Source organism: Streptomyces phytophilus (genome assembly GCF_013870535.1).
Classification (GTDB): Bacteria; Actinomycetota; Actinomycetes; order Streptomycetales; family Streptomycetaceae; genus Streptomyces; species Streptomyces phytophilus.
Genome location: NZ_JACBXC010001629.1, coordinates 1 through 1,139, shown reverse-complemented (window position 1 = coordinate 1,139; position 1,139 = coordinate 1). Strand labels below are relative to the sequence as shown.

Sequence of the window (1,139 nt, the reverse complement as noted above, 5' to 3'; positions counted from 1 at the left end):
CGCGGAGTCGGCCGAATCCGCGTACGTCCACGGCATGGACCTGGTCCTGCTGGTCTGCGCAACCGCCGCGCTGCTCACGGCCGTCGCCACCGCCGTGCTGCTGCCGGACGGCAAGGGAGGGGAGCAGCCGGTGCCGGCGCCGGGGGAGGGGAAATGGGGCGATGGCGCCGGAATGGCCTCCGTCAAATCCGGTACAGGACAATGAGGAGCATGGCACCGTCCCGTACCTCCGCCGCCCCACTTGCCGCGGCTCCCTCGCCCGCCGCCGCCTCCCGGGCCGCTTCGGCCGCCGAGGCCGGGCTCGGTCTGCGGGAGTGGAAGAAGCTGCGCACGCGCCGGGCCATCCGGCAGGCGGCGTACCGGCTGATGGGGGAGCAGGGGTACGAGCAGACCACCGTCGAGCAGATCGCCGAGGCCGCCGAGGTCTCGCAGAGCACCGTGTTCCGGTACTTCGCGGCCAAGGAGGACATCGTCCTGACCGTCGAGTACGACCCCGCGCTGGAGCAGGCCGTCCGCGACCGGCCGGCGGACGAGCCGCCGCTCGCCGCGGTGCGGGGGGCGGTGGTCGCGTCGCTGCGGACGCTCTGCGACGAGTTCCGGCCGGAGTTCGCGCTGCGGATGCGGCTGATGCGCGAGGTGCCGGTGCTGCGGGCGCAGCTGTACGAGAACATCGACCGGAACATCGAGCTGCTGCGCGCAGTGCTCGCCGAGCGGACCGGCCGGTCGGGGGACGACTTCGCGATCCGGGTGGTGGTCGGGGCGGTCTTCGGGGCGCTGACGCAGGTGGTGTTCGCGTGGCTGGACGGGGAGCAGGCGGGGGACCAGGCGGGGGACCTGGTGGAGACGGCCGACCGGGCGCTGGCGGTGCTGGAGCGCGGCCTGAAGGTGTGAGTGCGGCTTCGCGCGGCAGGCACGCGTCGAGGCGTGCCGCGCGTCAGTCCCGCGGGGGTGCGGCGGGGGCCAGCTGGGCGCGCAGCTCATCGGGCCCGGTCACCGGGGCGGCGCAGACGAAGTGCCGGCAGACGTACGCGGCGGGCGCGCCGCCGACGAGGGGCCGGTCGGCGAGGAGGGGAACGGCGTCGGGGTCGGTGCTGGTGCTGGTGCTGGTGCTGGTGTCGGTGTCGGGGCCGGTGTCGGGG

At 74.9% G+C, this 1,139-nt stretch carries 2 protein-coding genes and 1 pseudogene; 2 read left to right on the top strand and 1 reads right to left on the bottom strand.

What is annotated here, in order from left to right; all coding sequences use genetic code 11:
- Together H5J30_RS34770 and H5J30_RS34765 are read left to right on the top strand one after the other, a co-directional pair.
- Positions 1-205 (top strand): annotated as a pseudogene (locus H5J30_RS34770) (MFS transporter); the annotation flags it as partial.
- A gap of 5 nt (positions 206-210) precedes the next feature.
- Positions 211-891 (top strand): TetR/AcrR family transcriptional regulator, encoded by a 681-nt coding sequence (locus H5J30_RS34765; RefSeq protein ID WP_181791790.1) that lies wholly within the window; start codon positions 211-213, stop codon positions 889-891.
- Positions 892-934: 43 nt separating this feature from the next.
- On the opposite strand, the gene H5J30_RS34760 is transcribed toward H5J30_RS34765, so the two are convergent.
- On the bottom strand, positions 935-1,139 hold a 205-nt coding region (locus H5J30_RS34760; RefSeq protein ID WP_181791791.1), incomplete at its 5' end, for a hypothetical protein.

What these genes read in the sequence shown, in the direction of transcription:
- H5J30_RS34765 (WP_181791790.1), top strand. Translation starts at nt 211, where the DNA reads ATGGCACCGTCCCGTACCTCCGCCGCCCCACTTGCCGCGGCTCCCTCG.